Source organism: Pseudomonas sp. P2S-1 (genome assembly GCF_057197725.1).
In genome coordinates this window covers 3,905,220-3,930,573 of record NZ_CM170068.1, presented here as the reverse complement: position 1 = coordinate 3,930,573, position 25,354 = coordinate 3,905,220, and the positions used below count along the sequence as shown (strand labels likewise).

General features: G+C 65.1%; 27 protein-coding genes. 14 read left to right on the top strand and 13 right to left on the bottom strand.

Features of this window, described 5'->3' with window-relative positions:
- Positions 1-49: 49 nt before the first annotated feature.
- Positions 50-2,884, bottom strand: a complete 2,835-nt coding sequence (gene uvrA, locus AC2CQI_RS17500; RefSeq protein ID WP_484577446.1) for an excinuclease ABC subunit UvrA — start codon at positions 2,882-2,884, stop codon at positions 50-52.
- Between the two features lie 129 nt (positions 2,885-3,013).
- Between uvrA and AC2CQI_RS17495 the strand changes: the two genes are divergently transcribed.
- Both AC2CQI_RS17495 and AC2CQI_RS17490 read left to right on the top strand, forming a co-directional pair.
- Positions 3,014-4,408, top strand: a complete 1,395-nt coding sequence (locus tag AC2CQI_RS17495; protein ID WP_075805177.1) for an MFS transporter — start codon at positions 3,014-3,016, stop codon at positions 4,406-4,408.
- Positions 4,409-4,417: 9 nt separating this feature from the next.
- Positions 4,418-4,933 (top strand): single-stranded DNA-binding protein, encoded by a 516-nt coding sequence (locus AC2CQI_RS17490; RefSeq protein WP_009397464.1) that lies wholly within the window; start codon positions 4,418-4,420, stop codon positions 4,931-4,933.
- Between the two features lie 189 nt (positions 4,934-5,122).
- Here the strand turns inward: AC2CQI_RS17490 and AC2CQI_RS17485 are convergent, their stop codons facing one another.
- Positions 5,123-6,112: an asparaginase gene (locus AC2CQI_RS17485; RefSeq protein WP_075805084.1), complete on the bottom strand. Its 990-nt coding sequence runs from the start codon at positions 6,110-6,112 to the stop codon at positions 5,123-5,125.
- A gap of 93 nt (positions 6,113-6,205) precedes the next feature.
- Positions 6,206-7,648, bottom strand: a complete 1,443-nt coding sequence (locus AC2CQI_RS17480) for an alanine/glycine:cation symporter family protein (RefSeq protein ID WP_075805083.1) — start codon at positions 7,646-7,648, stop codon at positions 6,206-6,208.
- A gap of 178 nt (positions 7,649-7,826) precedes the next feature.
- On the opposite strand from AC2CQI_RS17480, the gene AC2CQI_RS17475 reads away from it, so the two are divergent.
- On the top strand, positions 7,827-8,645 hold the full coding sequence (locus AC2CQI_RS17475; RefSeq protein WP_075805082.1) for a helix-turn-helix domain-containing protein: 819 nt from the start codon (positions 7,827-7,829) through the stop codon (positions 8,643-8,645).
- Between the two features lie 3 nt (positions 8,646-8,648).
- Here AC2CQI_RS17475 and AC2CQI_RS17470 read toward each other — a convergent pair whose 3' ends face one another.
- Together AC2CQI_RS17470 and AC2CQI_RS17465 are read right to left on the bottom strand one after the other, a co-directional pair.
- Entirely contained in the window at positions 8,649-9,446 is a 798-nt protein-coding gene (locus AC2CQI_RS17470; RefSeq protein ID WP_484577445.1) for a TSUP family transporter, read from the bottom strand.
- A gap of 21 nt (positions 9,447-9,467) precedes the next feature.
- Positions 9,468-10,511: a TauD/TfdA family dioxygenase gene (locus tag AC2CQI_RS17465; RefSeq protein ID WP_075805080.1), complete on the bottom strand. Its 1,044-nt coding sequence runs from the start codon at positions 10,509-10,511 to the stop codon at positions 9,468-9,470.
- Positions 10,512-10,803: 292 nt separating this feature from the next.
- On the opposite strand from AC2CQI_RS17465, the gene AC2CQI_RS17460 reads away from it, so the two are divergent.
- A complete protein-coding gene (locus AC2CQI_RS17460; RefSeq protein WP_075805079.1) occupies positions 10,804-11,688 on the top strand; it encodes a sugar nucleotide-binding protein in 885 nt (294 codons plus the stop codon).
- Entirely contained in the window at positions 11,681-12,610 is a 930-nt protein-coding gene (locus AC2CQI_RS17455) for an NAD-dependent epimerase/dehydratase family protein (RefSeq protein ID WP_484577444.1), read from the top strand. Before AC2CQI_RS17460 ends, AC2CQI_RS17455 begins: the two co-directional genes overlap by 8 nt.
- A 107-nt stretch (positions 12,611-12,717) precedes the next feature.
- Here the strand turns inward: AC2CQI_RS17455 and AC2CQI_RS17450 are convergent, their stop codons facing one another.
- The 5 genes from AC2CQI_RS17450 to AC2CQI_RS17430 all read right to left on the bottom strand — a co-directional run bounded on the left by AC2CQI_RS17450 (position 12,718) and on the right by AC2CQI_RS17430 (position 16,651).
- On the bottom strand, positions 12,718-13,401 hold the full coding sequence (locus AC2CQI_RS17450) for an OmpW/AlkL family protein (protein ID WP_075805077.1): 684 nt from the start codon (positions 13,399-13,401) through the stop codon (positions 12,718-12,720).
- A gap of 108 nt (positions 13,402-13,509) precedes the next feature.
- Positions 13,510-14,031, bottom strand: a complete 522-nt coding sequence (locus tag AC2CQI_RS17445; RefSeq protein WP_075805076.1) for a DUF3299 domain-containing protein — start codon at positions 14,029-14,031, stop codon at positions 13,510-13,512.
- Between the two features lie 11 nt (positions 14,032-14,042).
- Complete coding sequence (locus tag AC2CQI_RS17440) at positions 14,043-15,308, bottom strand: ABC transporter permease (RefSeq protein ID WP_075805075.1); 1,266 nt, start codon at positions 15,306-15,308, stop codon at positions 14,043-14,045.
- The gene (locus AC2CQI_RS17435) at positions 15,308-16,027 is read right to left on the bottom strand and encodes an ABC transporter ATP-binding protein (protein ID WP_484577443.1); all 720 of its coding nucleotides are present in this window, start codon (positions 16,025-16,027) and stop codon (positions 15,308-15,310) included. The genes AC2CQI_RS17440 and AC2CQI_RS17435 overlap by 1 nt, the downstream gene beginning before the upstream one ends.
- A gap of 45 nt (positions 16,028-16,072) precedes the next feature.
- The gene (locus AC2CQI_RS17430; protein WP_075805073.1) at positions 16,073-16,651 is read right to left on the bottom strand and encodes a DUF2796 domain-containing protein; all 579 of its coding nucleotides are present in this window, start codon (positions 16,649-16,651) and stop codon (positions 16,073-16,075) included.
- A 131-nt stretch (positions 16,652-16,782) separates the two neighbouring features.
- On the opposite strand from AC2CQI_RS17430, the gene AC2CQI_RS17425 reads away from it, so the two are divergent.
- Positions 16,783-17,121: a hypothetical protein gene (locus AC2CQI_RS17425; RefSeq protein WP_484577442.1), complete on the top strand. Its 339-nt coding sequence runs from the start codon at positions 16,783-16,785 to the stop codon at positions 17,119-17,121.
- A 103-nt stretch (positions 17,122-17,224) separates the two neighbouring features.
- Here the strand turns inward: AC2CQI_RS17425 and trxA are convergent, their stop codons facing one another.
- From trxA to AC2CQI_RS17410, 3 genes are read right to left on the bottom strand one after another with little or no spacing between them, the layout of a single operon-like run.
- Entirely contained in the window at positions 17,225-18,097 is an 873-nt protein-coding gene (gene trxA, locus AC2CQI_RS17420; RefSeq protein ID WP_484577441.1) for a thioredoxin, read from the bottom strand.
- 31 nt (positions 18,098-18,128) lie between these two features.
- Positions 18,129-18,788: a class I SAM-dependent methyltransferase gene (locus AC2CQI_RS17415; protein WP_484577440.1), complete on the bottom strand. Its 660-nt coding sequence runs from the start codon at positions 18,786-18,788 to the stop codon at positions 18,129-18,131.
- On the bottom strand, positions 18,789-19,238 hold the full coding sequence (locus AC2CQI_RS17410) for a YbaY family lipoprotein (protein WP_484577439.1): 450 nt from the start codon (positions 19,236-19,238) through the stop codon (positions 18,789-18,791).
- 109 nt (positions 19,239-19,347) lie between these two features.
- On the opposite strand from AC2CQI_RS17410, the gene nrdR reads away from it, so the two are divergent.
- The 8 genes from nrdR to AC2CQI_RS17370 all read left to right on the top strand — a co-directional run bounded on the left by nrdR (position 19,348) and on the right by AC2CQI_RS17370 (position 25,317).
- Entirely contained in the window at positions 19,348-19,812 is a 465-nt protein-coding gene (gene nrdR / locus AC2CQI_RS17405) for a transcriptional regulator NrdR (protein WP_178392036.1), read from the top strand.
- A 2-nt stretch (positions 19,813-19,814) separates the two neighbouring features.
- Positions 19,815-20,945, top strand: a complete 1,131-nt coding sequence (ribD, locus tag AC2CQI_RS17400) for a bifunctional diaminohydroxyphosphoribosylaminopyrimidine deaminase/5-amino-6-(5-phosphoribosylamino)uracil reductase RibD (protein ID WP_484577438.1) — start codon at positions 19,815-19,817, stop codon at positions 20,943-20,945.
- Positions 20,946-20,992: 47 nt separating this feature from the next.
- Positions 20,993-21,658 carry a riboflavin synthase gene (locus AC2CQI_RS17395; RefSeq protein WP_075805066.1) on the top strand — a complete coding sequence of 222 codons (666 nt, stop codon included), beginning with the start codon at positions 20,993-20,995 and terminating at the stop codon, positions 21,656-21,658.
- Positions 21,659-21,677: 19 nt separating this feature from the next.
- A complete protein-coding gene (ribBA, locus tag AC2CQI_RS17390) occupies positions 21,678-22,769 on the top strand; it encodes a bifunctional 3,4-dihydroxy-2-butanone-4-phosphate synthase/GTP cyclohydrolase II (protein WP_484577437.1) in 1,092 nt (363 codons plus the stop codon).
- A gap of 90 nt (positions 22,770-22,859) precedes the next feature.
- The gene (ribH, locus tag AC2CQI_RS17385; protein ID WP_484577436.1) at positions 22,860-23,336 is read left to right on the top strand and encodes a 6,7-dimethyl-8-ribityllumazine synthase; all 477 of its coding nucleotides are present in this window, start codon (positions 22,860-22,862) and stop codon (positions 23,334-23,336) included.
- Positions 23,333-23,833, top strand: a complete 501-nt coding sequence (gene nusB / locus AC2CQI_RS17380) for a transcription antitermination factor NusB (protein ID WP_075805063.1) — start codon at positions 23,333-23,335, stop codon at positions 23,831-23,833. The genes ribH and nusB overlap by 4 nt, the downstream gene beginning before the upstream one ends.
- Positions 23,834-23,851: 18 nt before the next feature.
- Complete coding sequence (gene thiL / locus AC2CQI_RS17375; protein WP_484577435.1) at positions 23,852-24,817, top strand: thiamine-phosphate kinase; 966 nt, start codon at positions 23,852-23,854, stop codon at positions 24,815-24,817.
- Complete coding sequence (locus AC2CQI_RS17370) at positions 24,814-25,317, top strand: phosphatidylglycerophosphatase A family protein (RefSeq protein ID WP_484577434.1); 504 nt, start codon at positions 24,814-24,816, stop codon at positions 25,315-25,317. Before thiL ends, AC2CQI_RS17370 begins: the two co-directional genes overlap by 4 nt.
- Positions 25,318-25,354: the final 37 nt, after the last annotated feature.

The window sequence follows — 25,354 nt, the reverse complement described above, 5'->3', positions numbered from 1 at the left end:
AAAGCCCCTGTCGCTCAACACGACAGGGGCTTTTTCATGGGCGCTGATCTCAGGCGCGGTCGCGTTCCAGCAACGGCTTGAGGTAATGCCCGGTGTGGGACTGCTCCATCTTCGCCAGTTCTTCAGGCGTGCCACAGGCGATGATCTGGCCGCCCTTGGAGCCACCCTCGGGTCCCAGGTCGACCAGCCAGTCGGCGGTCTTGATCACGTCCAGGTTGTGCTCGATCACCACCACGGTATTGCCGTGGTCGCGCAGGCGGTGCAGCACGTCCAGCAGTTGCTGGATATCCGCGAAGTGCAGGCCGGTAGTCGGCTCGTCGAGGATATACAGGGTCTTGCCGGTATCGCGCTTGGACAGCTCGCGGGACAGCTTGACCCGCTGCGCCTCGCCACCGGACAGGGTGGTCGCCGACTGCCCCAGCTTGATATAGGACAGCCCGACGTCCATCAGCGTCTGCAGCTTGCGCGCCAGTGCCGGCACCGCGTCGAAGAACGCCCGGGCATCCTCGATGGTCATTTCCAGGACCTCGTGGATGTTCTTGCCCTTGTACTTGATCTCCAGGGTTTCGCGGTTGTAGCGCTTGCTCTTGCACACGTCGCAGGGCACGTAGATGTCCGGCAGGAAGTGCATCTCCACCTTGATCAGGCCGTCGCCCTGGCACGCCTCGCAGCGGCCGCCCTTGACGTTGAAGGAGAAGCGCCCCGGACCATAGCCGCGAGAACGGGACTCGGGGACACCGGAGAACAGCTCGCGGATCGGCGTGAACAGCCCGGTGTAGGTCGCCGGGTTGGAGCGCGGCGTACGCCCGATCGGGCTCTGGTCGATGTCCACCACCTTGTCCAGGTGCTGCAGGCCGTCACAGCTGTCGTGAGCGGCGGCCTCGAGGGTCGAGGCACCGTTCAGCGCGGTGGCCGCCAGCGGGAACAGGGTGTTGTTGATCAGGGTCGATTTGCCCGATCCGGAAACCCCGGTCACGCAAGTCAGCAGGCCGATCGGGATCTCCAGATTGACGTTCTGCAGGTTGTTGCCCCGCGCGCCCTTGAGCTTGATCGACAGCTTCTTGTTGCGTGGCGTGCGCTTGGCCGGCACGACGATCTTCTTGCGCCCGGACAGGTACATGCCGGTCACCGAGTCAGGATGGGCCATGACCTCGTCCGGAGTCCCTTCAGCGACGATCTGCCCGCCATGCACACCGGCGCCCGGGCCGATATCCACCACATAGTCGGCCAGGCGGATGGCGTCCTCGTCATGCTCCACCACGATCACCGTGTTGCCGATATCGCGCAGGTGGTTGAGGGTCGCCAGCAGACGGTCGTTGTCACGCTGGTGCAGGCCGATGGAGGGTTCGTCGAGGATGTACATCACCCCGACCAGACCGGCGCCGATCTGGCTGGCCAGGCGGATGCGCTGGGCTTCGCCACCGGACAGGGTATCGGCGCTACGGTCGAGGGTCAGGTAGTCGAGGCCGACGTTCACCAGGAACTGAAGACGCTCGCAGATTTCCTTGAGAATCTTGTCGGCGATTTCCCCGCGGCGCCCGGTCAGTTTCAGCCCGCCGAAGTAGTCGCTGGCTTCGCCGATCGGCAGGCCGGTGACGGCCGGCAGGGTCTTCTCGCCCACCCATACATGCCGCGCTTCGCGACGCAGGCGTGTACCACGGCAGTCCGGGCATGGCTGGGTGCTGAGGAACTTGGTCAGCTCTTCGCGCACAGTGGCGGACTCGGTCTCGCGATAGCGCCGCTCCAGGTTCGGCACGATGCCCTCGAACGGGTGCGAGCGCTTGACGATATCGCCGCGGTCATTGAGGTACTTGAAGTCGACGTTCTGGTTGCCGCTGCCATGCAGGATGGTCTTCTGCTGGTCTGCCGGCAGTTCGCCGAACGGCATCTCCAGGCTGAAGCCGAAATGCGCGGCCAGCGAGCCGAGCATCTGGAAGTAATAGACGTTGCGCCGGTCCCAGCCGCGGATCGCGCCCTCGGCCAGGGTCAACTCGCCGTTGACCAGGCGTTTGACGTCGAAGAACTGCTTCACCCCCAGGCCATCGCAGGTCGGACAGGCGCCGGCCGGGTTGTTGAAGGAAAACAGCTTGGGCTCCAGCTCGCTGATCGCATGGCCGCAGATCGGGCAGGCGAAGCGTGCGGAGAAGATCATCTCCTCGCCGCTTTCGTCATCCATCGGCGCGACCAGGGCGATACCGTCAGCCAGGTTCAGCGCGGTCTCGAAGGACTCGGCCAGACGCTGCTGCAGATCGGCGCGGACCTTGAAACGGTCCACCACCACATCGATGCTGTGTTTCTTCTGCTTGTCGAGCTTGGGCAGCTCGTCCAGCTCGAACAGCTTGCCGTTGACCCGGGCCCGCACGAAGCCCTGGGCACGCAGTTCCTCGAAGATCGCCAGGTGTTCGCCCTTGCGCTCGCGCACCACCGGTGCCAACAGCATCAACTTGCTGCCTTCGGGCTGGGCCAGGACCAGGTCGACCATCTGGCTGACGGTCTGCGCCTCCAGCGGGATGTCGTGATCCGGGCAGCGCGGCGTACCCACGCGAGCGTAGAGCAGGCGCAGGTAGTCGTAGATCTCGGTGATGGTGCCGACGGTGGAGCGCGGGTTGTGCGAGGTGGATTTCTGTTCGATGGAAATCGCCGGCGACAGACCCTCGATGGTGTCGACGTCGGGCTTTTCCATCATCGACAGGAACTGCCGGGCATAGGCCGACAGCGATTCCACGTAACGGCGCTGACCCTCGGCATACAGGGTGTCGAACGCCAGGGAGGACTTGCCGGAACCGGACAGGCCGGTGATCACGATCAGCTTGTCGCGTGGCAGGGTCAGGTCGATGTTCTTCAGGTTGTGGGTACGGGCCCCACGAATCAGGATCTTGTCCACTACGGCCTCGCTTGGCGGGCATAAACGCAGAAGTATACGGGGCAGGGCCAGTACGCGGCAAAGCGTCGCGTAGATGCCGTTAACCGATGGGACTGGTAGAATCGCCGCCGGTTCACACGAGGTATATCCATGCACGATCCCCACAGCGAACGCATGAGCGGCAGCGAAACCCGCGCCGCAGGCGGCCTGGCCCTGGTGTTCGCCTTCCGTATGCTGGGCATGTTCATGGTCCTGCCGGTCCTGGCGACCTATGGCATGGACCTGGCCGGTGCCACGCCGGCGCTGATCGGCCTGGCCATTGGTGCCTATGGCCTGACCCAGGCGGTGTTGCAGATTCCGTTCGGGATCATCTCCGACCGTATCGGCCGCCGACCGGTCATCTATCTGGGCCTGGTGATCTTCGCGCTGGGGAGCGTGCTGGCGGCGCAGGCCGACTCGATCTGGGGCGTGATCGCCGGACGCATCCTGCAGGGTGCCGGGGCTATTTCCGCGGCCGTAATGGCGCTGTTGTCGGACCTGACCCGCGAGCAGCACCGGACCAAGGCCATGGCGATGATCGGCATGAGTATTGGCCTGTCGTTCGCCGTGGCGATGGTGGTGGGGCCATTGCTGACCCGGACCTTCGGTCTTTCGGGGCTGTTCCTGGCAACGGCGGGCATGGCTTTGGTGGGCATCGCGCTGATCGTTTTCGTGGTGCCGGCTTCCAACACCCAGTTCCATCATCGCGAGTCCGGCGTGGCCAAGCAGGCCCTGGGGCCGACCTTGCGCCATCCGGACCTGCTTCGCCTGGACGTGGGCATCTTCGTCCTCCACGCCATCCTCATGGCCAGCTTCGTCGCCCTGCCACTGGCGTTCGTCGAACGGGGCGGGCTGCCCAAGGAAGAGCACTGGTGGGTGTACCTGACGGCGCTGCTGATTTCATTCTTCGCAATGATTCCGTTCATTATCTATGGTGAAAAAAAGCGCAAGATGAAACGTGTCCTTCTGGGCGCGGTCAGTGTCCTGCTGCTCACGGAGCTGTTCTTCTGGGAGCTGGGGAACAGCCTGTCGGCACTGGTGATTGGTACCGTCATCTTCTTCACCGCCTTCAACCTGCTGGAAGCGTCGTTGCCGTCGTTGATCAGCAAGGTGTCGCCCGCCGGCGGCAAGGGCACGGCGATGGGGGTGTATTCCACCAGCCAGTTCCTCGGGGCGGCGCTGGGCGGGATTCTCGGTGGCTGGATGTTCCAGCATGGTGGCCTGACCACGGTGTTCCTCGGATGCGCTGCTTTGTGCGCGATCTGGCTCGTGGTTGCTGTTACCATGAACGAACCACCTTATGTCACAAGCCTGCGCATGCCGTTGTCGCCCGAGGCGCTGCGCGAAGCGGGCTTGTCCGAACGCCTGAAGGCCGTGCCGGGTGTGACCGACGCAGTGGTGGTAGCGGATGAAGCTGCCATCTACATCAAACTTGATACACAAATTTTGGATCGCTCGACCCTTGAACGCCTGGTCAATCCGGCGTCGGCGGCGAGTGAAGCCTAGGAGAACGTTATGGCCCGTGGGGTTAACAAAGTCATTTTGGTCGGCACCTGTGGCCAGGATCCTGAAGTTCGCTACCTGCCGAACGGCAACGCTGTCACCAACCTGAGCCTGGCCACCAGCGAGCAGTGGACCGACAAGCAGACCGGCCAGAAGGTCGAGCGCACCGAATGGCACCGCGTCTCGATGTTCGGCAAGGTTGCCGAGATCGCTGGCGAGTACCTGCGCAAGGGTTCCCAGGTCTATATCGAGGGCAAGCTGCAGACCCGCGAGTGGGAAAAGGACGGCATCAAGCGCTACACCACCGAAATCATCGTCGACATGCAGGGCACCATGCAGCTGCTCGGCGGCCGTCCACAGAACCAGGATGGCGGCGCACCGCGTGACAACTACAACCAGGCGCCACAGCAGGCACCCCGCCAGCAGGCCCAGCGTCCGCAACAGGCTCCACAGCGTCCGGCGCCTCAGCAGCCAGCGCCGCAGCCGGCTCCGGACTTCGACAGCTTCGATGACGATATTCCGTTCTGATTTGCTACTGCCGAGCCAGTAAATGGAAAGGCCCAGTCTCCTGAGGAGACTGGGCCTTCTTCATTCCAGCCTGGAAACTGCTTTGTCTTTCAGGGCCTCATCGCTGGCAAGCCAGCTCCCACAGGGTCCGTGTGCACCGCTGGACCTGTGGGAGCTGGCTTGCCAGCGATGAGGCCCTCAAGCCAGGCGCTACGCCCGCTCCCCACACATATCCAGCCCGAACCAATGCCGCGCCGTCGCCAGGTCCAGTCCGGCCCCCAGCAACCCGAACATTTTGCCCAGCGCCGCTTCTCGAGTCATCCCGCCGCCGGACACCAGCCCGGTATCCCGCAGCCGGCTTCCCGCCTCATAGATATCGAACACCACGCTACCTTCCGCACACTGGCTGATCGCCGCCACCAGCACACCACGCTGTCCTGCATCACGCAGCACGTCCAGCAGCGCATCGTCATCCGAAGGCCCGGTCCCGCTGCCATAGCACTCCAGCAGCAGCCCCTTCACCCCGGTCTCCAACAGCGCCCGTACATGAGCGGCTTGTATCCCCGGATACACCGGCAGCACCGCCAGGTTTACCGGCGTACGCGGTTGGCAGTAGCTCAACACTGCCGGCAGTTCGGCCGCGTGTTCGCCTTCACGATGACGAGGCAGGGCAGCAAACGCATCGAACGCCTCGCTACGCAGCTTGCTGGCGCGAACCCCGGACATCAGCTTGCCGGCGAAGAACAGTTGCACGCCATCCTCAACGCCTTGACTGAACACCGCCAGGGCGCCAGCCAGGTTGTCCCAGGCATCGCTGTCCGGCGCGCCGGCCGGCAACATCGAGCCGGTCAGCACCACCGGCACGTCCAGCCCGAGCAGCAGGAACGACAATGCCGCCGCGCTGTAGGCCAGGGTGTCGGTGCCATGCAGCAGCAATACGCCGTCATGCCCATCCTGCTTCACCGCCTCGACGATCGCATCGCGCATCGCCAGCCAGTTGGCCTGCTGCATATTGGCGCTGTCGAGCAACGGCGCCATCTCCTGCAGCCGCCAGTCAGGGCGCGGCGCTTCGGGGTGAGCGTCCAGCCAGGCACGCATGCGCGCGTCGAAGCCGCCCGCCGGGGCCAGGCCCTGGGACGTTTGCAGCATGCCGATGGTGCCGCCGGTATAGAGGACGAGGAGATTCTTGACTGCGCGCATTAGGGTATTTCCAAAGCAAAAACAGAAAAAACGGGCAAAAAAAAGCCGCCCGCGAAGGGGCGGCTCTCTTTCTGGAGCGAAGCGCGGGAGAACTTAGCGCTGGGTTTGCGCGGCGCCCGCTACGGTAGCGTCGGCGGCTTCAGCCTTGGCACCTTCCGGCCAGGCGGCACGGTCCAGGTCCAGGTCGGAGAACTTGGCCGAGTCGAACACTGGCTGCGAGATGCCAGCCTTGCGTTGCTCGTCGTAGTCGCGCATCACCCGCAGGCCGATCTTGAACAGCATGGCCAGGGCGATCAGGTTGACGAAGGCCAGGCAGGTCATGGTGATGTCGGCGAAGGCGAACACGGTACCCAGGTTCTGTACCGAACCCCAGACGATCAGGGCCAGCACCAGCGCGCGGTAGCCCATCAGCACCATGCGGTTGCGGGTCAGGAACTGCAGGCTGTTTTCGCCCAGGTAGTAGTTGTAGAGGATGCAGGTGAAGACGAACAGCGACAGGGCGACGCTGACGAAGATCCGGCCCCAGTCACCGACGACCGCCGCCAGGGAGTTCTGGGTCAGGACGATGCCGTCACCTTCGAAGCCCGGGGTGTAGAAGCCCGACAGCAGGATCAGCAGTGCGGTGCAGGTGCAGATGACGAAGGTGTCGAGGAACACGCTGAACGCCTGGACCACGCCCTGAGCGCCCGGGTGCTTCACGGCGGCGACGGCGGCGACGTTAGGCGCACTGCCCAGGCCGGCTTCGTTGGCGAACACGCCGCGCTTCACGCCCATCACGATGGCGCTGCCCAGCAGGCCGGCGAAGGCCGGATCCAGGCCGAAGGCGCTCTTGAAGATGGTTTCCAGCATGGCCGGCACGTGTTCGATCTGGGTGCCGATCACGTACAGGGTGACGCCGATGTAGGCCAGGGTCTTGACCGGAACCAGCAGGTCGGACACCGCGGCGATACGCTTGATGCCGCCGACGAAGACGATCGCCAGCAGGACCGCCAGGGCGATACCGGTGTGGTTCGGGGCGAAGCCGAAGGCGTTCTGCAGCGAGTGGGTCACGGTGTACGACTGCAGGCCGTTGAAGGCGAAGCCGTAGGTGACCAGCAGCAGCAGGGAGAACACCACTGCCATGCCCTTGAGCTTCAGGCCGTGCTGGATGTAGTAGGCCGGACCACCACGGTACAGGCCATCGCCATCGGCGCGCTTGTAGACCTGGGCCAGGGTACATTCGAAGAAGCTGCTGGACATGCCGACCAGCGCGGTGACCCACATCCAGAACACGGCACCCGGACCACCCAGGGTCACGGCGATACCGACACCGGCGATGTTACCCGCACCGACACGACCGGCCAGGCTCAGCATCAGCGCCTGGAAAGAGCTCAGCTGGCCAGCCTGGCCGCGCAACGATTCCTTGAATACACCGAACATGTGGCCGAAATGGCGGAACTGGACGAAACGGGAGCGGATGGTGAAATAGCTACCCAGTCCGACGATGAGCACGATGAGGAGTTTCCCCGAAAGGAAATCGTTGAGCGCTTCAAGCATGGAAGTGACCTCGGATTCTTATTCTTTGCATGAAAGACAGATAGGCTGGCGCGCAAGCACCAGGTCCATGGCGCGCATGTTTGAACATGACAACTGTGGTTACAATTTCGCCAGTTGCTCTGTTTTGGTGCGACCTGATGCTAAACTGGCGCCTGTCGCATCAACCGGATCTGTCCCCATGAGTGAAAACCTCGGCATCAACCTCAAGTTGGCCTGCAGCCACTACCGCTCTATCTCCGAGGTTTGCCGCCAGCTCTCGATCAACCGGGCGCAGTTCAACAAGTATTTGAGCGGGCAGAGCCAGCCGACGGCCTACAACCTCAAGCGCATCGGTGATTTCTTCGGGGTCGAGGATTATGAGCTGGGCCTGCCGCCGGAACAGTTCGCCCGGCTGATCGGCGCACGGGGCAATGCGGTCGCCAGCCCGGTGCAGAACGATCCGCTGCTGGAGCTGTTGCGCCCTCTGCGCGAGCACGCCGGCAACCTGTCGCGCTACTGCGGCTACTACTTCGAATATTCCAACTGCATGTCGGTACCGGGCAGCATCCTGCTGTCGCTGGTGCACCTCTACGAAGACAACGGCAACTACCTGTTCGAGCGCCAGGAGCGTCAGGAACGTTCCAGCAGCACCGACGTGCAGGCGGAGGACTGGGTGCGTTGCCGCTACCTGGGTGCGGCGTTCCAGTTGCAGGACCGGGTGTTCCTCATGGACTACGAGTCGCTGACCGTCAACGAGATGAGCCAGACCGTGCTGATCCCCAGTTTCAAAAGCCGCATCACCCGGCTCAACGGGCTCAAGACCGGGGTTTCCAGTGGCGACCGGCGTACCCCGGCGTGCACCCGGGTGGTCTGGGAATACCTCGGCCCGGAGATCAACCGCATCAATGCCTATCGCCAGGTGAAGCTGTATCGGCCGGACGATCCGCGCATCGACGACGATGTTCGCGAGCGCCTGACGGCGGGGCCAATACGCAACGGGCTGTTCGAGATCGAATAAGCCTCAGGGCCATTCGTCGGCCACCCATTCCACCAGCGGGTTGCTGGCATCCAGCAGCAGCTTGGTGGCCATCACCGTGCACACGCAGACCACCAGTGGCCGTACCAGCCGCGGCCCGAAATGCACCGCGCAGCGCGCGCCGAGTTGTGCGCCGAGTATGGCGCTCACGGCCATGACCAGGGCCAGCGACCACAGCAGCTTGCCGCTGGCGGCGAAGACCAGCAGCGCGCCCAGGTTGCAGGCGGCATTGAGCAGCTTGCTGTTGCCGACTGCCCGGAGCATGCCGTGGCCGAGCAGCAGCATGAAGGCCAGCATCAGGAACGAGCCTACGCCCGGCCCGAACACGCCGTCGTAGAAACCCAGCAATGGCGCCACGAGCAGGCAGAACAGGGCCGGGGATATGCGCGGCTGGCGCAGTGTGCTGTCGTCCATCCGCGGGCTGAAGGCGAAGTAGCCGGCCACCAGCACCAGCAGCACCGGCACCCCGGCCTGCAGCAGGTCGTGAGGCACCAGGCTGACCGACAGCGCCCCGAGGGCGCCGCCGACGAAGGCCATCACGGCCATGGGCAGGCCGCTGCTCCAGTCCAGCATGCCGCGCCGGGCAAAGGCCCAGGTTGCCGAGGCCGTGGCGCTGGCGGCCTGGAACTTGTTGGTGGCCAGTGCCGCCAGCGGATCGAGCCCGGCGATGAACAGCACCGGCAGGGTGATCAGGCCGCCGCCGCCGGCGATGGCATCGAAGAACCCGGCCAGCAGCGCAACGGCGGCAAGGACGAGCAACAGGGGTAAATCGACTTCCAGCATTGAATCATTACTCCAGGGCTATCAACCGCGCACCAGCAGCGGGTCTTCCGTGAGGATCAGCGGACGGGCGAAACGCGAATAGCCGAACAGCCGGATCAGCAGGCGACGGTTGTCACTCAGCAGTTCGCGGCCATGCAGGGCGCGGGTATTATTGACCAGCAGCACGGTGTCCGGCTGTAGTACGAAATCCACCGGGCGGGTCTGCGCCAGGCGCTCCTGGAAGGCGTCGAAGGCGCGGGCGGCGGCGTCGCTGGCGTGGTCGTTGAGGGAAAAGCGATAGGCGTTGTAGCGCACGCTGAAGCCGCCCTGTTCATCGAAATCGATGATCGAGGTCGCCGTGCCGCCTGCGCCGCGCCCATCGACGAAGCATTCGCTGCGGGTGAAATCGAACGAGCGCGAGCTCAGGGCCAGCACATCGAGGCTGCCGAGGCCTTCGATCACGCTGCGCAGCGGGACGATGCGGGTCGGTTCGTCCGCCGGGTTCCAGCGCGCGCTGAGGACCAGGGCCGAAGGCGCCGGGGAATGGCCGTCATGGGCGACCACCGAGCAGTGGTAGGGCGCCTCGGTATGCGGGCCAAGGCGCAGGCCGGCGTGGGAGCTGAGCTCTACCGGGGCTCGGCGGTTTTCATCATGGCGTGGCTGGCGCCCGCCCCCTTTGAAGTTACCGACCAGGCGCAGGTGCTTGCCGTCGTTGTCGATATCGAACGCGAAGGCGCAATGGCGCACCAGTTCCAGCAGCACCTGGTTGCGCGAGCCCAGGTACAGGCAGGTGAAGTCCCGCTCCAGGCGCGCCAGGTCCGGCAGTCGTTCCGGTAGCGGATCATCCTTGGGTGCGCGCAGGCGAGAGAACAGCAGGGCGGCAAGCTTGCCATCGGCGAACAGGTTCACGGTGGCTTGTTGCGCCGGTCGCAGGCTGGTCTCCAGCAGGCGTGCCCACAAGCGCGCCTTGAGTGCGGCGCCAGGCAGTTGCGGGCCGCCATGGCGGGCGAGATCAAGGCTGGCCTTGTGCAGTTGATCGAGCTGGTCGTTATCGAGGGTCAGGGTGGCGACGTCGCGGTCCTTCATGGGCAACCTTCCTTAGCAAGTGGGGGGATCGGGGCCTCCTTGCCCCGCAATGGCACCTGACGGCACAACAGGTAGCCGGCATGTAGATATTGAAGGTGGTTTTTTCGGTTGCCGAAGTCAGTTGGTTCTTTTGCCGATGTAAGCTGATTCCTATTTGAGAGTGTGGGAAACACCCTCGCTTGACCTGAGTCTTTAAACATCCTGTGGATCGGGGTGGGTTGGACTTCCCCGGGCGGAAACCGCAAACTACGTGCTTGCCTTTTCAATCAACCTGAGCGGACCTGCTGAACCTATGCGAATGCGCCTGATGCTGTTGGGTGGTGGAAATGCCCTTGGGCAAGCGCTGATTCGTCTCGGTGCGGAGGAGGACATCGGTTTTCTTGCGCCGCGTCCGCCCGAGCAGGGCTGGGACGCCGCGAGCCTGACCCAGTTGCTCGACGACACCCGTCCGGATGCCTTGGTCAACCTGGCCTACTACTTCGACTGGTTCCAGGCCGAGTCGGTCAGCGAACAGCGCCTGGCCTCCCAGGAACGCTCGGTGGAGCGTCTTGCCGAGTTATGCCAGCACCACAACATCATCCTCGTCCAGCCATCCAGCTACCGCGTGTTCGACGGCTCGCGGGCCACGGCCTACAGCGAGAAGGACGAACCGGTGCCTCTGGGCCTGCGTGGCCAGGCGCTGTGGCGCATCGAACAGAGCGTGCGCGCCACCTGCCCGCAGCATGTGCTGCTGCGCTTCGGCTGGGTCCTCGACGACAGCCTCGACGGTGTTCTCGGGCGTTTCCTGACCCGCGCCGAAACCGCCCAGGAACTGCTGCTGGCCGATGACCGCCGGGGCAATCCGACCCCGGTGGACGATGCCGCCCGGGTGATCCTCTCGGTGCTCAAGCAACTGGACTGCGCCGCGCCGCTCTGGGGCACCTACCACTACGCCGGCAACGAGGCGACCACGCCGCTGGCGCTGGGCCAGGCGATCCTCGGCGAGGCCTCGCAGTTGCGCCAGCTGGCGGTCGAGGCACCCACCGCCCAGGCTCACGCCGCGCGCCCGGATGCTTTCGAGGAGCCGCAGCACGCGGTGCTGGCCTGCAAAAAGATCCTTCACACCTTCGGCATCAAGCCGCGCGCCTGGCGCTCCGGCCTGCCGACCCTACTGGACCGTTTCTATCGTCATGGCTGATGCCCCCATTCTGATCACCGGTGGCGCTGGTTTCATCGGTTCCCATCTGTGTGACGCCCTGCTGGAAAAAGGCTACGCCGTGCGCGTGCTCGACGACCTGTCGACCGGCAAGCCGGCCAACCTGCAACTGGACCACCCGAAGCTGCAACTGATCGAAGGTGATGTCGCCGATGCCGCCCTCGTCGCCCGCGCCGTCGAGGGTTGCAGCGCCGTAGTGCACCTGGCCGCAGTCGCTTCGGTACAGGCTTCGGTGGACGATCCGGTGAAGACTCACCAGAGCAATTTCATCGGCACCTTGAATGTCTGCGAGGCCATGCGCCTGGCGGGGATCAAACGCGTGCTGTTCGCGTCCAGCGCGGCCGTGTATGGCAACAACGGGGAAGGTGAGTCGATCAGCGAAGACACCACCAAGGCGCCGCTGACCCCCTACGCCTCGGACAAGCTGGCCAGCGAGCAGTACCTGGATTTCTACCGCCGCCAGCATGGTCTGGAGCCGGTGGTGTTCCGCTTCTTCAACATCTTCGGCCCACGCCAGGATCCATCCTCGCCGTACTCCGGGGTGATCAGCATCTTCTGCGAGCGTGCGCTGAACGGTACGCCGATCAAGGTGTTCGGCGACGGCGAGCAGACCCGGGACTTTCTCTATGTCGCTGACCTGGTCGCGGTGATGCGGCAGGCGCTGGAAATGCCGCAGGTCGAGGAAGGCGCGGTGAATATCGGGCTGAACCAGGCGACTTCGCTGAACCAGTTGCTGGAAGCGCTGCGCGGTGTGCTGGGGAGCTTGCCGGAGGTGAGCTACGGGGCGGCGCGCAGTGGTGATATTCGTCACTCGCGGGCGGACAACGGGCGGTTGCTGGCGCGTTTTGGGCTGCCTGAGGTCACGCCATTGGCGGTGGGTCTGAGCCGACTGCTGGGCCGCTGAGGGCCTCATCGCTGGCAAGCCAGCTCCCACAGGGATCGCGTGCACCGCAGTGATGAGTCCCTGAAGGACACCACAAAAAAGGGCCGCTTGTGCGGCCCTTTTTGTCTTTAGAACTTGTAACCGATACCCACCATGTAGACCCAAGGATCGACATCCACATCCACCTTGGTCTTGCCCACGCCCAGGGCGCTCGGGCCGTCGATGCTGGCTTCGGTGTCGATATCGGCATACCAGACCGCGGCGTTGAACAGCAGGTTGTCGGTGAGCATGTAGTCCAGCCCCACCTGGCCGGCCAGGCCGACGGAGTTCTTCAGCTTCATGTCGCTGAAGCCCTGGGCCTTGCGCTCGCTGCTCAGGTCTTCATCGAAGAACAGGGTGTAGTTGATACCGATACCGACGTAAGGCTGGAATTTCGAGCCGGCGTCCATCGGGTAGTACTGGACCGACAGGGTTGGTGGCAGGTGCTTGATATCGGCCAGCTTGCCATCGAGGCCTGCGCCCAGGCCTTTCACGGCGACCTCGTGCTGGAACGGCGTGGCCGCCAGCAGTTCGATACCGACATGGTCGGTGACCATGTAGGCGAAGGCCAGGCCCAGTTGGGTGTCGCTGTCCAGGGTCGCCTTGGTGCCGCCGACCTTGACGCCGTCGAGTTTCAGGTTGCCGCTGTCTTCGTTCGGGGAAGCGGTGGCTGCGCCGGCACGGACGATGAAATCACCGGCCTGGTGGGCGTGGACGGCAGGCGCTGCGAGCGCGAGGGCAATCAGCGAGGCGCCGAGCAAAGACTTGTTCATGGAAGCTCCCAGGGGACATTTGGATTCGATGGTTCCAATGTTAAGGAGCTGCCACGGGGCGGACTTTGATTCAGCTCAATGAAAGCGAAGGCGTCCCGGCGCGGCCATTCATTGTAGTTCGTAGGCGTAGATTTTCTCGGCTTCCATCTGGTAACCGGCGTCGGCCAGCTCGCTGGACGACGACTGGACACGCATCGGCCCCTCGATCCAGTACGGCTGGTACAGCTCCTCGACCTTGATGCCGATTTCGCTGACCACATGCACGATCTGGTTCGACGGCGGTGGCGGCACATGGATGCAGGCGCCGTAGTAGGGCACCAGGAGAAACTCCGTGGTGCGTCCGTCCTCGCCCACTTCCAGCGGCACGATATAGCCCGGCAGCTTGACCTGCTGGCCGTCCAGCTCCTTGACCACCGGTGCGTCCGGCACCTGCTGGTGCGCCGCCGGCGCCGCTTCGGCAGCCAGGGCGTCAGCCAGGTTGGAAAGCTGCGAGAGGTTGTGCAGCGGTGTCATCTGCGGCTCGATCACCGGCGCACCGGCGGGAATCAGTTGCGGCCATTCCAGGGTCCGCGGCTCGCCTGCCCAGGCGGGCAGGACCAGGAAACACAGCAACAGCAGGGCACGGCGCATTGCACGGATACTCACAGATGAATGGACAGGCCATCGGCCAGCGACTGTCGATAGGCCCGCCAGGCGGGAATGCTGCCCATCAGCAGCGCAGCGCCGAGGATGATCCCCAGCAGCGTCCATTCATGCGCGCTCGGCAAGGCCAGCGGCAGGTATAACCCATAGTTGGCTTGCACGTAACCCTGGGCTGCGGCGATGCCAACGTAAAGCAGGCCCAGCCCCGCGCCGATCCCGACCAAGGCCAGGGTGAAGGCCTCCAGCACCAGCAATCCGCCGACATGCCACGGGCGTGCCCCCACCGAACGCAGGATGGCCATCTCGCGGCGGCGCTCGTTGAGGCTGGTGAGGATCGCCGTGAGCATGCCGATCAGGCCGGTCAGTACCACGAACAGCGAGACCACGAACAGCGCCTGTTCCGCCGTGCCCATCAGGCTCCACAGTTCCTGCAGGGCGACCCCGGGCAGGATGGCGAGCAGCGGTTCGTTGCGGAATTCGTTGATCTCCCGTTGCAGGGAGAAGGTCGCGATCTTGTTGTTGAGGCCGAGCATGAAGGCGGTGATCGCCGTCGGCGTCAGGTCCATGTTGCGCGCTTCGTCGGCGCTGATGCGGCCGTTGCCCCGGGCCGGCACGCCGTTGTGCCAGTCGATGTGGATGGCTTCCATGCCGCCGAGGCTGATGTGCAGGGTGCGGTCCACCGGGGTGCCAGTGCGCTTGAGCACGCCAACCACGGTGAACGGCTTGTCGTCATGCTTGACCAGGCTGATGGCGGCGACACCGTGTGCCAGTACCAGCTTGTCGCCGAGCTTGTAGTGCAGCGCCTCGGCGACCTCGGCCCCCAGCACCACCTCGAACGGATCGGTGGCGAAGGCACGGCCCTGGCTCAGTTCCAGGTTCTGCCGGCGACCGTACTGGTAGTGCTCGAAATACGCGGCCGTGGTGCCCATCACCCGGTAGCCGCGGTGGGAGTCGCCGAGGGAAATCGGGATCGCCCATTTCACCCGGCGGTCGTTGGCGTAGTGCTCGAAGCTGTCCCAGCGGATGTTGTTGGTGGCGTTGCCGATGCGGAACACCGAATACAGCAGCAGGTTCACCGAGCCGGAGCGGGCGCCGACGATCAGGTCGGTACCGCTGATGGTGCTGGCGAAGCTGGCGCGGGCTTCGGTCCGCACCCGCTCCACGGCCAGCAGCAGGCACACCGACAGGGCGATGGCGAAGGCGGTGAGGAACGCAGTGAAACGGCGGTTGGCCAGGCTGGCCAGGGCAAGGCGGAGCAGGTACATCAGACCTCCGTTTCGCTGGCAGGACGGGCCGCGCGGTTGAGTTCGGCAAGGGACAGCTGACGATCGAACAGAGGCGCCAGGCTCTGGTCATGGCTGACGAACAGCAGGCTGGAGCCGGCGTCGCGGCATTCGGCGAACAGCAGGCGGATAAAGGCTTCGCGGGTGTCGGCGTCGAGGGCCGAGGTAGGTTCGTCGGCGATCACCAGTTCCGGCTGGCCTATCAGCGCGCGGGCGGCGGCGACCCGTTGTTGCTGGCCGATGGACAGGCTGTCGGCGCGGCGGGCGAGCAGGTCCGGGTCTTTCAGGCCGAGGTGCGCGAGCAGCACGGTCGCGGCTTCGCTGACGCTGCCATGGCGCTGCGCGGCGCGTTCGGCGCGGGCCTTGGAGAAGTGGCAGGGCAGCTCGACGTTTTCCCGTACCGAGAGAAACGGCAGCAGGTTGAACTGCTGGAAGATGTAGCCGGTGTGGTCAACGCGGAAACGGTCGCGGGCGCTCTGGCTCAGCTCGCCAAGGTCCTGGCCGAGCAGGCGGATGCTGCCGCGGTCGGCCTTCTGCACGCCGCCGAGCAGGCCCAGCAGGGTGGTCTTGCCGCTGCCGCTGGGGCCCTTGAGAAACAGCGATTCGCCGGCTTCGAGGCGCAGCGCGGGGATGTCCAGCAGGGGCGGATGTCCCGGCCAGGCGAAGCCCAGGTCGGTCAGTTCAATCAGTGCCTGGCTCATAAATCAACGCCCGGGTTGCCCCGGGCGCTTCACTGGAAAGGTGGCTTAGAAGTTGATCGTAGCGTTTGCCGGGGCGGCTTCGACACCTTTCTGGCCATTCGGGCCGATCAACTGGACCTGGATCTTCTGGGTCGAAGGGTAGGTCTTGAACAGCGGGGCCAGGTCCAGGGCCTTCAGCGCATCCGGCTTGGCGCATTCGAAGCGGTAGTGGGCGTGGATATCGCTGTGGCCATGCTCGTGCTCATCAGCATCGCCGTCGTCATCCTTGCTCGGGGCATCGCCGAACAGCGGGCTTTCCAGCTCCTGATCGCTGTCCTTGCAGCCGGCGGCGGCGGTCAGGCCGAACAGCTTCAGCGGCTGTTCCAGCTGGGCGCGCACGGCCGCGACCTTGGCCTTGTCGGCATCGCTCTGGGCGGCGTGCTCGAAGCCCACCAGGTTCATCGCCGGGCTTTCCAGTTCCAGCTCCAGGGTATTGCCATCGAGCACGGCGTTCAGGTGGGCGACACCGTGTTCGTGAGCGCCGAGTGCACCGTGGGCGTGATCATGATCGTGGTCGTCATGCGCGTGGGCGGTGAGGGCCAGGGGCAGCAGAGCGAAAGGCAAGGCAAGCAGCAGGCGACGCATGGGCGGAACTCCGGGGAGGGCGTTGGAAAGGTTTTGAAATGTTATAACGAAATTCAGGTGGCGTGCCAGTGTCCCTTGGCGATCGCCGACCGGCGTGGGAGCATGGTCGGTCTGACAGTGGAGGGTGCAAGGTGCGAATTCGAGGACATATCGGCGAATGGCCGGTGGATTTGACCATCGAGCTGGGGCCGGAAGAGTGGGCCGGTCTGGCGCGGGTGGGTGAGGCTGCGACGCCGGTCAGCAGTGTCGCGCCGACGGTACAGGCACGGCCGGATGACACCCTGTGGCTGGCGGCGAAGGAGTTGCTGCGCAAGGCGGGGGAGATGGAAGGGCCGGCGTTGCTGGAGTTGCTCGAAGGGCTGGCCGGGAGCACGGCGGCGGGCAAGCGGCTGCTGGTGCGGCTGCGGCACAGTGCCGAGGTGAAGGTGGAAAGCGGGGCGGATGCGCCGGTGTACCACTGGATCGGCTAGGTGTTCTTGCGGGCCTCATCGCTGGCAAGCCAGCTCCCACAGGTTCGGCGGTGCACGCGATCCCTGTGGGAGCTGGCTTGCCAGCGATAGGGTCGGAACTGACTCAGTAGAGAGCAGCGAACAACTTGCGCCGGTAGGTCCCCACCAACGGGTGGTCGTTACCCAGCAACTCGAACACCTGCAGCAAGGTCTTGTGTGGCAACCCGCCTTCATACCCGCGATTGCGCTTGAACAGCTTCAGCAAGCCTTCCAGCGCCGCCTCGTACTGCTGGCGCGACAACTGCTGGATGGTCAACTGGTAAGCCGCTTCATCATCCTCGGCATTCTGCGCCAGACGGGTTTTCAGATCGGCCACTTCCGGCAGGTCCTTGGCCTGGCGCAGGAAGGTCAGCTGGGCTTTCGCCCCCGCCAGCGCCGCCTTGTGCTCATCACTCTTCACCGCATCCAGCACGGTCTGCGCTTCCACCAGCTCGCCACGCTCGGCCAGGCAGCGGGCGTAGAGAATCAGCGCTCCTGCGTTGGTATTGTCTTCCGACAGCAACTGCTTGAGCGTGGCTTCCGCCTCGCTGTAGCGCCCGTCATTGAACAGTGCCTGGGCCAGTTCCAGCGGATCGGCCGCGGCTGGCGCCGGCATCTGCACATGGGGTTCGAGCATGGCGCGCACCGCCGATTCCGGCTGCGCCCCGGCAAACCCGTCCACCGGCTGGCCATCCTTGAACAGCACCACGGTCGGCAGGCTGCGGATACCGAAGCGGGCGACGATGTCCTGCTCGACATCGCAGTTGACCTTGGCCAGCAGCAGCTCGCCCTGGTACTCCTCGGTGATCTTCGCCAGCATCGGCATCAGCGCCTTGCACGGCGCGCACCAGTCGGCCCAGAAGTCCACCAGCACCGGCTTGTGGTGGGAGTTGGCGACCACCACCTGATCGAAGTTGGCAACGGTGGTATCGAAAATGTACGGCGATTCCTGACTCATCTCGACTCTCGCGAACGCATGTATGGCGCCACTATAAGGCCCCGCGACTGGCGTGGTACAGGCTCACCTGGCGAAACTCGTGGGGCTCGGCCAGGTCCGGCAGGGTCAGGGCGTGCAGGGTGTCGAGCTGGCGGTAGAGCGGGTGACGGAAGTCGCGCACCCGCGAGTCGGCCACCAGGGCCTGTTGTCCCCGGCTGAGGAACTGGTCGAGCAGCGGCAGGTTGGCGCGGTCGTAGAGCACGTCGGCGACCAGGATCAGGTCGAAACGGTCGTCCTCGGCGAAGAAGTCGCAGGAGTAGTTGAGCTCCACGCCATTGAGCGCGGCATTCGCCCGGCAGGACTCGAGTGCCAGTGGATCGAGATCGCAGGCCACCACTTCCAGCGCCCCGGCTTTCGCCGCGGCAATGCCGGCGATCCCGGAGCCGGCGCCGAAATCCAGGACCCGCTTGCCCGCCACCCATTCCGGTCGCTCCGCCAGATAGCGGGCCATGGCCAGGCCGCTGGCCCAGCAGAAGCTCCAGTAGGGCGGTTCTTCAAGGATCCGCCGGGTCTCCTCGGGGCTGAAGGCGCGGTCCATGTTGTCGGCGTCGATCAGCCAGAGTTTCAGCGGGCAGTCCGGCAGCTCGCTGGCGACCAGTCGCGCATCCCCCAGCAGCTCGCTCAAGGCCGCCTGCAGTTGCACTGGCGCCATTTATGGCGCCTTTTCCAGTTGCAGCGGGCCGATGGCCTGGGTTTCAGCGCGGGAAACGCTGACCGGCCTGAGGTGCAGGATCAGTTGCCCGGACTGGCTGGCGCGGGCGCGCAGTTCCACGCGGCCACCGGCCGGGAACACTTCCGGGTTGAAGCGCAGCTGGAACGGCAGGGCCTGGCCGGTGCCATCGTAGGTGTCGCTGGCCAGCAGGCGCTGCGGGCGGCCGCGTTCGTCGATCACCAGCAGGGCGACCTCGACCTCGGCACCGCGGGGAATATTGGTGAAGCTGCCGCTCAATTCACGCTGGTAGGCGGGCAGTGGCGCGGGTACGTGAACATGCTTGGCGACCGGCTGGGCCGGGGCCTGGGGTGGAACGGGCTTGGGGGTTTCGCTGCTGCAGGCGGCCAGCAGGGTGGCGAAACCGAGCACGGCGAGCGCTCGAAACGACATGGATGAATTCCTTAGGGGGCGTATTTCCTCACTGGATGGTAACCCCTTTGGCTTGTCTTGCCAGTCGGATGCGCTACCATGGCCCTCCCTTTTTTTGTTGCCTGCCACCATGCACTGTCCCTTCTGCGGTGCCAACGACACCAAAGTCATCGACTCGCGACTGGTCGCCGAGGGCGAGCAAGTGCGCCGTCGCCGCGAATGCGTGGCCTGCGGCGAGCGTTTCACCACCTTCGAGACCGCCGAACTGGTCCTGCCGCGCCTGATCAAGCAGGACGGCACCCGCCAACCCTTCGACGAAGAGAAACTGCGTGCCGGCATGCAGCGCGCGCTGGAAAAGCGCCCGGTCAGCGTCGAGCGCCTGGAAGCGGCCCTGGCCCATATCAAGCACAAGCTGCGGGCCAAGGGCGAGCGCGAGGTCAAGTCGCTGGTGGTCGGCGAGCTGGTGATGAACGAGCTGCGCAAGCTCGATGAAGTCGCCTATATCCGTTTTGCCTCCGTGTACCGGCGCTTCCAGGACCTCGACGAGTTCCGCGAAGAGATCGACCGCCTGGCCCGCGAGCCTTCCGAAGAGTGAACATGTCCACAGAACGCGCCGTGCTCGACGCTCACTACATGGCCCGTGCGCTGGAGCTGGCGCGCAAGGGCGTGTATTCCACTCATCCGAACCCGCGGGTGGGCTGCGTCATCGTTCGTGACGGGCGCATCGTCGGCGAAGGCTGGCATGTGCGCGCTGGCGAGCCCCACGCCGAAGTCCACGCCCTGCGCGAGGCCGGTGAGCTGGCCCGTGGCGCTTGCGCCTACGTCACCCTCGAACCCTGTAGCCACCACGGGCGCACGCCGCCCTGCGCCGAAGCGCTGGTCAAGGCCGGGGTCGGGCGTGTGGTCGCGGCGATGCAGGATCCCAATCCGCAAGTCGCCGGCAATGGCCTCAAGCGCTTGGCTGACGCCGGGATCGAAGTCGCCAGCGGTGTCCTCGAAGGCGAGGCCCGGGCGCTCAATCCCGGTTTCCTCAAGCGTATGGAGCTCGGCCTGCCGTTTATCCGGGTCAAGCTGGCGATGAGCCTGGACGGGCGCACCGCCATGGCCAGCGGCGAAAGCCAGTGGATCACCGGCCCTGCCGCACGCTCCGCCGTGCAGCGCCTGCGTGCCCGCTCCAGCGTGGTGCTGACCAGCGCCGCCAGCGTGATCGCCGACCAGGCACGGATGACCGTGCGCGGCGAGGAGCTGGGCCTGGATGCAGAAACCACCGCCCTGGCCCTGGGTCGCCCACCGCTGCGCGTGCTGATCGACGGCCGCCTGCGCCTGCCGCTGGACGCGCCGTTCTTCCAGGCCGGCCCGGCCCTGGTGGTCAGCGCTGGCGCAGACGATCCACGCTACGCCGCTGCCGGCCATGAACTGCTGCGCGTCCCTGGCGAAAACGGCCAGGTCGATCTGCGCCAGTTGCTGGTAGAGCTGGCCCGTCGCGGTACCAACGACGTGCTGGTGGAAGCCGGCCCCGGTCTCGCCGGCGCTTTCGCCCGGCTCGGCCTGGTCGACGAATACCAACTTTTCATTGCCGGCAAGTTCCTCGGCTCCGAGGCGCGCCCGCTGCTCGACTGGCCGCTGGCCCGCATGAGCGAGGCACCGGCCCTGAAAATCATTGAAATGCGCGCCGTTGGCGATGACTGGCGAGTCATTGCCATCCCCGCGCCCGCCCCAGGCGTATAATTCGCGGCTTGCGCCCGACGCGGCCCCAGGTCTCCGAGGAGGACCCCATGTTCACCGGCATCATCGAATCCATCGGCAGCATCCGTAACATCACGCCCAAGGGCGGCGACGTGCGGGTCTATGTCGAAACCGCCAAGCTCGACCTGAGCGACGTGAAGCTCGGCGACAGCATTGCGGTCAACGGCGTCTGCCTGACCGCGGTGGAACTGCCAGGCGACGGCTTCTGGGCCGACGTCAGCCGGGAAACCCTGGACTGCACCGCCTTCTCCGACCTCAAGGCCGGCAGCCGGGTCAACCTGGAAAAGGCCCTGACCCCGAGCAGCCGTCTTGGCGGTCACCTGGTCAGCGGCCACGTCGACGGTGTCGGCGAGATCGTCTCCCGCGCCGATAACGCCCGCGCCATCCAGTTCCGCGTGCGCGCACCGAAGGAACTGGCCAAGTACATCGCCCACAAGGGCTCGATCACCGTCGACGGCACCAGCCTGACGGTCAATGACGTCGATGGCGCGGAATTCGAGCTGACCATCGTCCCGCACACCCTGGCCGAAACCATCATGGCCGACTACCGCCCGGGTCGTCGGATCAACCTCGAGGTCGACCTGCTGGCCCGTTACCTGGAGCGCCTGCTCCTGGGTGACAAAGCCGCCGAGCCGAGCAAAGGCAGCGGTATTACCGAAAGCTTCCTGGCCGCCAACGGCTACCTGAAATCCTGAATTGAGAAGGGGGTGCCGCGTGGCGCTCAACACCATCGAAGAACTGGTCGAAGACATCCGCCAGGGCAAAATGGTCATCCTGATGGATGACGAAGACCGCGAGAACGAAGGCGACATCATCATGGCAGCCGAGTGCTGCCTGCCGGAACACATCAACTTCATGGCCAAGCACGCCCGCGGCCTGATCTGCATGCCGATGACCCGCGAGCGCTGCGAAACCCTGAAGCTGCCGCTGATGGCGCCGCGCAACGGTTCCGGCTTCGGCACCAAGTTCACCGTGTCGATCGAGGCCGCCGAAGGCGTGACCACCGGCATCTCCGCCGCCGACCGCGCCCGTACCGTGCAGGCTGCTGCAGCGAAGGACGCCAAGGCCGAGGACATCGTCAGCCCCGGCCACATCTTCCCGCTGATGGCCCAGCCGGGTGGCACCCTGGCCCGCGCCGGCCACACCGAAGCCGCCTGCGACCTGGCGCGCATGGCCGGTTTCGAGCCAAGCGGGGTGATCTGCGAAGTGATGAACGACGACGGCACCATGTCCCGTCGCCCTGAACTGGAAGTCTTCGCCGCCGAACACGGCATCAAGATCGGCACTATCGCCGACCTGATCCACTACCGCATGATCCACGAGCGCACCATCCAGCGGATTTCCGAGCAGCCAATCGAGAGCGAGCTGGGCGAATTCAACCTGGTCACCTACCGTGACGCGGTGGAAGGCGACGTGCACATGGCCCTGACCCTGGGCAAGATCTGCGCCGAAGAGCCGACCCTGGTGCGTGTGCACAACATGGATCCGCTGCGCGACCTGCTGCTGGTCAAGCAGCCGGGCCGCTGGAGCCTGCGTGCGGCCATGGCCGCCGTGGCCGAGGCCGGCAGTGGCGTGGTGCTGCTGCTCGGTCACCCGCTGGACGGCGACGTGCTGCTGGCGCATATCCGCGAAAGCGCGGGCGATGCGCCGACCAAGGCACCGACCACCTACAGCACCGTCGGTGCCGGTTCGCAGATCCTGCGTGACCTCGGAGTGCGCAAGATGCGCCTGATGAGTTCGCCGATGAAGTTCAATGCGATATCCGGATTCGATCTGGAAGTTGTAGAATACGTGCCCTCCGAATGACCCGACGGTGTTTGACCGTTGCCCGTTCGTGACCAAAACTCCCACAGGCCGCGTTGTTGCGGCCTGGCTCTTTAAGATGAGAATCCCGCAATGTCCCTGAAGACCATCGAAGGTACCTTCATTGCCCCCAAAGGTCGCTACGCTTTGGTGGTTGGCCGCTTCAACAGCTTCGTCGTCGAAAGCCTGGTGAGCGGTGCCGTTGACGCCCTGGTTCGTCATGGCGTGAACGAAAGCGACATCACCATCATCCGTGCCCCTGGCGCCTTCGAAATTCCGCTGGTTGCACAGAAAGTCGCCCAACAGGGTGAATACGCCGCGATCATCGCCCTGGGCGCGGTGATCCGTGGTGGTACCCCACACTTCGAATACGTTGCGGGCGAATGCACCAAGGGCCTGGCCCAGGTGTCCATGGAGTTCGGTCTGCCGGTCTCCTTCGGTGTCCTGACCGTCGATTCCATCGAACAGGCCATCGAGCGTTCCGGCACCAAGGCCGGCAACAAGGGCGCCGAAGCTGCCCTGTCCGCCCTGGAAATGGTCAGTCTGCTGGCGCAGCTGGAGGCCAAGTGATTAGCGACGAAAGCGATCGTTTCAACCCGCGCGATCCGAAACCCGCCGATGCGGGCAAGCCCTCGAAAAGCGCCAAGCGTCGCGAAGCCCGCAAGCTCGCGACCCAGGCGCTGTACCAGTGGCACATGGCTCAGCATTCGCTGAACGAGATCGAAGCGCAGTTCCGGGTCGACAACGATTTCAGCGATGTCGATGGCGCCTACTTCCGCGAGATCCTCCACGGGGTCCCGGCGAAGAAGGGCGAAATCGACAAGGCCCTCGTACCTTGCCTGGACATGGCCCTGGAAGAACTCGACCCGGTCGAGCTGTCCGTGCTGCGTCTGTCGGCCTGGGAGCTGCTGGCGCGTCAGGACGTGCCGTACCGCGTGGTGATCAACGAGGGTATCGAGCTGGCCAAGGTCTTCGGTTCCACCGATGGCCACAAGTTCGTCAACGGTGTGCTCGACAAGCTGGCACCCGTGCTTCGCGAAGCCGAAGTGAAGGCGTTCAAGCGCTGATCCCGGCGCTGCCTGTCCATGGGTGAGTTCGAGCTGATCCGCCAGTACTTCGCCGCCGCGCCTTGTGCGCAGGGCGGCGAAGGCATTGCCCTGGGCATCGGTGACGATTGCGCACTGCTGGCGCCGGCGCCCGGCGAACAGCTGGCGATCTCCACCGATACGCTGGTGGCCGGGGTGCATTTCCCCGCCGTCAGCGATCCTTTCCTGCTCGGCCAGCGCTCGCTGGCGGTAGCGGCCAGCGACCTGGCTGCCATGGGCGCCACGCCCCTGGCCTTCACCCTCGCCCTGACCCTTGCCGAGACCGATCCGGACTGGCTGCGCGACTATGCCCGCGGCCTGAGCCAGATGGCCCGGCAATGCGGCCTGACCCTGGTCGGCGGCGACACCACCCGCGGCCCCCTGAGCCTGACCATGACCGTGTTCGGTCGCGTGCCCGCCGGACAGGCGCTGACCCGCGGCGGTGCGCAGGTCGGTGACCTGGTCTGTGTCGGTGGCGAGCTGGGCAATGCCGCTGGCGCCTTGCCGCTGGTGCTGGGCGAACGTCAGGCCGATGCAACCCTGAGCGAGCCGCTGCTGTCCCACTATTGGTCGCCCTCGCCACAGATCGCCCTCGGTCAGGCCCTGCGCGGCAAGGCCACGGCGGCCCTGGATATCTCCGATGGCCTGCTGGCCGACTGCGGGCATATCGCCCTGGCGTCTGCCGTCGCCTTGCGCCTGGAGCTGGAGCGCCTGCCGCTGAGTGCCGCGCTGACCGGCTTCCTCGGTGTGGACGGCGCGCGCCAGGCGGCGCTGACCGGTGGCGACGACTACGTGATCGCCTTTACCCTGCCGCCTGCCGAGCTGGACGGCTTGCTGGCCGACGGCTGGCCGGTGCATGTGGTGGGGCGGGTCGAGGCCGGCAGCGGCGTTCGCCTGCAGGATGCCGAAGGCCGCGATATCACCCCCGCCGTGCGCGGCTATCAACACTTTAGGGAGACACCGTGACCGACCACCCCAACCAGGTGCCAGCGGAAAACGTTCCGCCTTCGGTCTGGCGCAACCCCTGGCATTTCCTCGCCTTCGGCTTCGGCTCCGGCACCTTGCCCAAGGCCCCGGGTACCTGGGGTTCGCTGGTGGCGCTGCCGTTCGTGCCGCTGTGGCAGATGCTGCCCGACTGGGGCTACTGGCTGATGCTCGGCCTGACCATGCTGTTCGGCTTCTGGCTGTGCGGCAAGGTCGCCGACGACCTCAAGGTGCACGACCACGAAGGCATCGTCTGGGACGAGATGGTCGGCATGTGGATCACCCTCTGGCTGGTGCCGGAGGGCTGGATGTGGCTGCTGGCCGGGTTCCTGATGTTCCGCTTCTTCGACATCCTCAAGCCGTGGCCGATCCGCTGGGTCGACCGGCATGTGCATGGCGGCGTGGGCATCATGCTCGACGATGTGCTGGCCGGCGTGTTCGCCTGGCTGGCCATGCAAGTGCTGGTATGGAGTCTGATTTAAAGGGAGTTGGGTGATGCGCAAGTGGCTGTTGCTGGTA